The organism is Stenotrophomonas sp. DDT-1 (assembly GCF_001580555.1).
GTDB lineage: Bacteria > Pseudomonadota > Gammaproteobacteria > Xanthomonadales > Xanthomonadaceae > Stenotrophomonas > Stenotrophomonas sepilia.
The window spans coordinates 1-5,692 of sequence record NZ_LEKR01000082.1 but is presented as its reverse complement, the minus strand read 5'-3'; the positions used below and the strand labels follow the sequence as shown (position 1 = coordinate 5,692).

Below are 5,692 nucleotides of genomic sequence, written 5' to 3'. Positions count from 1 at the left end.
CCCCGATGCCACGCGATGCCCCAACCGCCTACTTGCCCAGCCGGGCGACCAGGGCCTGCAGGGCGTTCTGTGCGTCCGGAGCGAACCAGGCGTCGACGAAGCGGTCGAGCTGGATCAGGTCCGGGTGCAGCGCTTCGTGCAGGTCGGCGCGAGCGATGGCGCGGGTCAGCAGCATCGGCTGCCGAGGCTGCTTCAGCAGGTTCTGCAGCCAGGCCACGGCGCGGGCCACCACCAGGTCGCCTTCGGCCAGTTCATCGACCAGGCCGATCTGCAGCGCCTGTTCGGCCGGTACCAGCGAACCGGTGGTCAGCAGCACGCCGGCGCGGTGCACGCCCACCGCACGGCGCAGCAGGCGCTGGATGCCCTCCGGCGCGATCAGGCCCACCTGCACCTCGTTCAGGCCGATGGCATACGGCCGCGACGGATCGGCGCTGCGCGCCATTACCCGGTAGTCGCAGCACAGGGCCAGCACGCAGCCGCCGGCCGGGGCGTGGCCGGTGATCGCCGCGACCACCGGGATGCGGCTCTCGGCCAGTGTGCGCACGGCGCCAAAGAAAGCGTTCCAGGTGTCCAGCAGCCTGTGCTTGTCATCGCCATGCGAGAGCAGGTGCGGCACGTCCATTCCACCGGTGAAGATGCGCTCGCTGCCCGACAGCACGATGCCGTGCGCGTCTTCGGCCATGGCCAGTTCGATGGCATGGATCAACTGCCGGCACAGATCGTTGTCCAGTGCATTGACCGGCGGCCGCGCCAGGCGCAGTTCGCGGATGGGGCCGTGGTTGATCACCTCGATGAGCGTCGTCATGCTGCGGTCTCGTTGCGAAGAAGGAACCTGGGCGATGATAACCAAACCATTCGTTGGCGTACTGTGGGTGCTGTGTGCGGCCGCAGCATCGGCTTCGGCTGCGGAATCACGCTGCGTCACGATGGAGCAGGGTTGGGCGCGGTTGCCACCGAATCCGGCGATGCCCATGACTGCCGGCTATGGCGTGATCCACAACGGCTGCAGCAGGGCGGTGGTGATCACCGGTGCGACCAGCAGTAGTTTCGGCGACGTGTCGCTGCACGAGACCACGATTGTCGATGGGGTCAGCCGCATGCGTGCGATCGAACGCCTGCCGCTGGCAGCCGGCGCGCGTGCCGAACTCAAGCCCGGTGGCCTGCACCTGATGCTGATGCGGGGCCAGGGCGCGCTGAAGGAGGGGCAGGCGGTACCGCTGCGGCTGCAGCTGGAAGGCGGCGGCGAAGCGAGTGCGGCGTTGACCGTGCGCAAGGCCGCGAAATGACGGTCGGGTAGTGCCGGCCAGCGGCCGGCACTACCGCAGGGTCTTACGACCAGTCGTACGAGAACAGCACCGTGCGGCTTACCGGCTCATACAGCATCACGATCGCGTCGGGGCCGGTGGCGCACCAGTTGTAGCCGGCGACTTCGGCGACGGCGAAGAACTTGTGGCCATCGCGGCGGATGATCGCCAGTTCGGCATCATCTGGAGCATGCCGGTCGTTGGCGGCGTCGGTGAATTCCAGGGTGAAGGCGGCCGGAATATCGGCCGTTTCGATCCAGTTGCCACAGGAAATCTGTCCCCCCAGCGTATCCAGATAATCGCGCTCGCTGGCCTCACCCTTGCCGTAGCGCGAGTAGCAGGCGAGGCGGCCATGCGTGGCGTGGTAGTGGCGGGCCTTGGCGTAGCTGTCGCGCATCTGCGCAATGTGTTCCTGCGCGTCCTTGTCCTGTACTGCGTCGCCGATGAAATAGCCCTCGTTGCCGAGGAAGCGCATCTGGTTGCCGGTGGTCAGCTCGAAGGCGATCCAGTTGGTGCCGGTGAAATCGTTGTGGTGTTCTTCGGTGGTTTCGCCGATGCAGCCGTCGTACGGCTCGATCGGGCACAGCATCGTCGCCACCTGGCCGGCCAGTTCAGGGCGCAGCACACCGAGGTCGATCTTCAGCAGCGGCAGCAGGTGCTTGCCGAGCCACGTCTGGTCGGCGGGGAAGACATCGGTAGGGAAGGGGACCATGCCGGGCAGCAGGTCGCGCAGTTCAGTCTGGTGGATCATCTCAGTCCTTTGAATGGGTTCGGTAGTGCCGGCCGCTGGCCGGCATGCGCGAAGCGTCTGGAGGTTGCCGGCCAGCGGCCGGCACTACCTTCAGGTGGAAGCGCTGCGGATCGCCTCAGGCAGCGGCGCGCTCCTGCCGGTCTGGGTATCCATCCAGACCACCACCACGTTGCCGTCGGAATACAGCTTCGACGCGTCCTGCTGGTCGACAATGCGGTGGCCGATGGTCACGCTGCTGTTGCCCAGGCGCTCGACGAACAATTCGACCACGATGTCGTTGGGCCACACGATCGGCAGCCGGTAATTGACGTTGGTCGCGGCCACGACCGGGGCGATGCGGTCGGTCATCGACACGCCGTCCACGCCCAGCATCCAGCGCACGCGCGCTTCTTCCAGGTAGGAAATGTACTTGGCGTTGTTGACGTGGCCCATGCTGTCCATGTCACGCCAGCGCACGCTGATCGGGATGCGGGCCAGGATCTTGTGTTCGCTGCTCATCAGGCGTCCTTCTTCTTCGACGTGCTCTTGCTGGCCTTGCCGGTGCTCTTGGCGGCCACGGCCTTCTTCGCCACCTTGGCGGGCTTCTCGGGCTTCACCTTGCGCGGCGGGCGGGCGTCAGGCTTGTTGGCCACGGCGGCCGGCTGCTCGGGGCGCGCGCTGGTGGAGGGCAGCATGCGGGCCAGGAACTGGCCGGTGTACGACTGCGGGCAGGCCGCCACGTCTTCCGGCGTGCCGGTGACCAGGATGGTGCCGCCGCGGTGGCCACCCTCCGGACCCAGATCGACGATCCAGTCGGCGGTCTTGATCACGTCCAGGTTGTGCTCGATCACCACCACCGTGTTGCCTTCGTCGCGCAGCTTGTGCAGCACGCCCAGCAGCGCTTCGATGTCGTGGAAGTGCAGACCGGTGGTCGGCTCGTCGAGGATGTACAGGGTGCGGCCGGTATCGCGGCGCGACAGTTCCTTGGACAGCTTCACGCGCTGCGCTTCGCCACCGGACAGCGTGGTCGCGCTCTGGCCCAGCTTGATGTAGCTCAGGCCGACGTCGACCAGCGTTTCCAGCTTGCGTGCGATCGACGGCACCGGCTCGAACAGCTTCAGTGCATCCTCGACGGTCATTTCCAGCACGTCGTTGATGTTGAAACCCTTGTACAGGATCTCCAGCGTCTCGCGGTTGTAGCGCTTGCCGTGGCAGACATCGCACGGCACGTACACGTCCGGCAGGAAGTGCATCTCGACCTTGATCAGGCCATCGCCCTGGCAGGCCTCGCAGCGGCCACCACGCACATTGAAGCTGAAGCGGCCCGGCGAGTAGCCGCGTGCACGCGCTTCGGGCACCTGTGCGAACAGTTCGCGCAGGGGAGTGAACAGGCCGGTGTAGGTGGCCGGGTTCGAACGCGGGGTGCGGCCGATCGGCGACTGGTCGATGTCCACCACCTTGTCGAACAGGTCCAGGCCATCGATCTCCTTGTACGGGGCGATCGGGTGCGAGGCGCCGTTGATCTCGTTGGCAGCCAGCGAGAACAGGGTGTCGTTGATCAGGGTCGACTTGCCGGAGCCGGACACGCCGGTCACGCAGGTCAGCAGGCCCGACGGAATCGCCAGGTCCACGCCCTTGAGGTTGTTGCCGCTGGCCCCACGCAGGTGCAGGGTCATCTTCGGGTTCGGCTTGTGCCGGCGCGCCGGGATCTCGATCGCGCGCTTGCCCGACAGGTACTGGCCGGTCAGCGAGCGCGGTGCCTCCAGGATGTCCTGCAGTGTGCCCTGGCCGACGATCTCGCCGCCATGCACGCCCGCGCCCGGGCCGATGTCCAGCACGTAGTCGGCCAGGCGGATCGCGTCCTCGTCATGCTCGACCACGATCACCGTGTTGCCGAGGTCGCGCAGGCGGGTGAGGGTGCCGAGCAGGCGTTCGTTGTCGCGCTGGTGCAGGCCGATCGACGGTTCGTCGAGCACGTACATCACGCCGACCAGGCCGGCGCCGATCTGGCTGGCCAGGCGGATGCGCTGCGCCTCGCCACCGGACAGGGTGTCGGCCTTGCGCTCGAGGGTCAGGTAATCCAGGCCCACGTCGACCAGGAAGCCGAGGCGTTCGCCGATTTCCTTGACGATCTTCGCGGCGATCTCGCCGCGCCAGCCCGGCAGGCTCAGCTCGCTGAAGAACTTCAGCGCCTCGTCGATCGGCAGCACCACCAGCTCCGGCAGCGGGCGGTCGGCCACGAACACATTGCGTGCAGCCTTGTTCAGGCGCGCGCCATGGCATTCCGGGCAGGGTTGTTCGCTGATGTACTTGGACAGCTCTTCGCGCACCGCCGGCGATTCGGTTTCCTTGTAGCGGCGCTCGAGGTTGGGAATGATGCCCTCGAAGCGATGCTTGCGCTGGGTGCGGCCACCGGCTTCGGTGAAGTAGGTGAAGGTGATCGCTTCATCGCCGCTGCCGTACAGCACGGCCTGCTGCACCTTGTCCGGCAGCGAGTTCCAGGCCGCGTCGACGTCGAACCGGTAGTGCTTGGCCAGCGAAGCGATCAGCTGGAAGTAGTAGGCATTGCGGCGGTCCCAGCCGCGCACCGCACCGGCGGCCAGCGACAGCTCGGGGTGCACCACCACGCGCGAGGGATCGAAGAACTCGGCCATGCCCAGGCCATCGCAGCCGGGGCAGGCGCCCATCGGTGCGTTGAACGAGAACAGGCGCGGCTCCAGTTCCGGCAGCGAGTAATCGCAGACCGGGCAGGAGTATTTGGAGGAGAACAGGGTCGGCGCGGTTTCCGTGTTGTCCAGGCTCTGCACCGACGCCATGCCGTCGCCAAGCTTCAGCGCGGTCTCGAAGCTCTCGGCCAGGCGCTGCTTGATGTCCTCGCGTGGGCGGAAGCGGTCGATCACCGCCTCGATGGTGTGCTTCTGGCGCAGCGCCAGCGGCGGCACCGCGTCGATCTCATGCAGCTCGCCGTCCACGCGCACGCGCACGAAACCCTGCGCACGCAGCTGGTCGAATACCTGCGCGTGCTCCCCCTTGCGGTCGCGGATGACCGGCGCCAGCAGCATGTAGCGCTGTTCCGGGTCCAGGGTCAGCACCTGGTCGACCATCTGGCTGACCGTCTGTGCTTCCAGCGGGTAGCCGTGGTCCGGGCAGCGCGGGGTGCCGACGCGGGCGTACAGCAGGCGCAGGTAGTCGTAGATCTCGGTGATCGTGCCGACCGTCGAACGCGGGTTGTGCGAGGTCGACTTCTGCTCGATCGAGATCGCCGGGGACAGGCCCTCGATGTGGTCCAGGTCCGGCTTTTCCATCACGCTCAGGAACTGGCGCGCATAGGCCGACAACGACTCGACATAGCGGCGCTGGCCTTCTGCATAGATGGTGTCGAACGCCAGCGAGGACTTGCCCGAGCCGGACAGGCCGGTGATCACGATCAGCTTGTCGCGGGGCAGGTCGAGGTCGAGGTTCTTCAGGTTGTGCGTCCGCGCGCCGCGGATGCGGATGAAATCCATCGCCATGGGGGATCCGGTTGTGGGGGCGTTGGCTGGGTGCCGGGCCAGCAGGGAACGGCAATCGGTCAGCCTACCGAGGTGACCAGATGGGGGCAATGGGCGACAATGCCAGCCCGGTGTCTCACCTTGTGAGACAGGCCGACAGGCAGGGG

At 66.7% G+C, this 5,692-nt stretch carries 5 protein-coding genes; 1 reads left to right on the top strand and 4 read right to left on the bottom strand.

Annotation, left to right across the window (positions count from 1 at the left end; all coding sequences use genetic code 11):
• Positions 1-28: 28 nt before the first annotated feature.
• Positions 29-805 (bottom strand): enoyl-CoA hydratase/isomerase family protein, encoded by a 777-nt coding sequence (locus tag AB839_RS20770; protein ID WP_061480770.1) that lies wholly within the window; start codon positions 803-805, stop codon positions 29-31.
• Between the two features lie 34 nt (positions 806-839).
• On the opposite strand from AB839_RS20770, the gene AB839_RS20765 reads away from it, so the two are divergent.
• Positions 840-1,286 carry a copper chaperone PCu(A)C gene (locus tag AB839_RS20765; protein ID WP_061480769.1) on the top strand — a complete coding sequence of 149 codons (447 nt, stop codon included), beginning with the start codon at positions 840-842 and terminating at the stop codon, positions 1,284-1,286.
• Between the two features lie 43 nt (positions 1,287-1,329).
• Here the strand turns inward: AB839_RS20765 and AB839_RS20760 are convergent, their stop codons facing one another.
• The 3 genes from AB839_RS20760 to uvrA form a co-directional block, all read right to left on the bottom strand.
• Positions 1,330-2,055 (bottom strand): hypothetical protein, encoded by a 726-nt coding sequence (locus tag AB839_RS20760; protein WP_061480768.1) that lies wholly within the window; start codon positions 2,053-2,055, stop codon positions 1,330-1,332.
• A 90-nt stretch (positions 2,056-2,145) separates the two neighbouring features.
• On the bottom strand, positions 2,146-2,553 hold the full coding sequence (locus tag AB839_RS20755; protein WP_061480767.1) for a thioesterase family protein: 408 nt from the start codon (positions 2,551-2,553) through the stop codon (positions 2,146-2,148).
• Entirely contained in the window at positions 2,553-5,546 is a 2,994-nt protein-coding gene (gene uvrA, locus AB839_RS20750) for an excinuclease ABC subunit UvrA (protein ID WP_061480766.1), read from the bottom strand. The genes AB839_RS20755 and uvrA overlap by 1 nt, the downstream gene beginning before the upstream one ends.
• Positions 5,547-5,692 lie beyond the last annotated feature (146 nt).

Excerpts from the sequence above, each read along its gene's own strand:
- AB839_RS20770 (WP_061480770.1), bottom strand. The coding sequence starts at position 805 with ATGACGACGCTCATCGAGGTGATCAACCACGGCCCCATCCGCGAACTG.
- AB839_RS20765 (WP_061480769.1), top strand. The coding sequence starts at position 840 with ATGATAACCAAACCATTCGTTGGCGTACTGTGGGTGCTGTGTGCGGCC.
- AB839_RS20760 (WP_061480768.1), bottom strand. The coding sequence starts at position 2,055 with ATGATCCACCAGACTGAACTGCGCGACCTGCTGCCCGGCATGGTCCCC.
- AB839_RS20755 (WP_061480767.1), bottom strand. The coding sequence starts at position 2,553 with ATGAGCAGCGAACACAAGATCCTGGCCCGCATCCCGATCAGCGTGCGC.
- uvrA (WP_061480766.1), bottom strand. The coding sequence starts at position 5,546 with ATGGCGATGGATTTCATCCGCATCCGCGGCGCGCGGACGCACAACCTG.